General features: G+C 63.9%; 1 protein-coding gene. It reads left to right on the top strand.

The window, feature by feature from the left end; all coding sequences use genetic code 11:
• On the top strand, window positions 1-623 hold a 623-nt coding region (mobQ, locus tag M529_RS0123950; protein WP_031293945.1), incomplete at both ends, for a MobQ family relaxase.

The following is a 623-nucleotide window of genomic DNA, read 5'->3' as shown; positions in this document are numbered from 1 at the left end:
AACGGATCGAGCGCCGTTGCCAGCGCGGCCTATCGTGCGGCGGAACGGCTGCACGATGACCGGCTAGGGCGCGACCATGATTTCTCAAACAAGGCCGGCGTCGTCCATTCGGAAATCTTGGCTCCCGAGGGTGCGCCGGAGCGTTTAAACGATCGCGCGACCTTGTGGAACGAGGTTGAGGCCGGCGAGAAGCGCAAGGACGCGCAGTTGGCGCGCGAGGTGGAGTTCTCGATTCCGCGCGAGCTGAACCAGCAACAGGGCATCCAGCTCGCCCGCGATTTTGTCGAAAAGCAGTTCGTCGAACGCGGCATGGTCGCGGACATGAATGTACATTGGGACATGGGCAAGGACGGGCAACCCAAGCCGCACGCGCATGTCATGCTGTCGATGCGCGAGGTTGGCCCGGAGGGCTTCGGCCAGAAGGTGCGCGAGTGGAACAGCACGGCGCTGTTGCAGGAATGGCGCGTGGCCTGGGCCGATCATGTCAACGAGCGGTTGGCCGAGCTGGATATAGACGCCCGCATAGATCACCGGACGTTGGAGGCGCAGGGCATCGACCTTGAACCCCAACACAAGATCGGGCCGGCGGCGTCGCGGATGCCCGAACAGGGGCTTGAGGCCGA

Source organism: Sphingobium ummariense RL-3 (assembly GCF_000447205.1).
Lineage (GTDB): Bacteria > Pseudomonadota > Alphaproteobacteria > Sphingomonadales > Sphingomonadaceae > Sphingobium > Sphingobium ummariense.
Note: the sequence above shows the minus strand (reverse complement) of the source record. Positions and strands in the feature narration are given on the sequence as shown.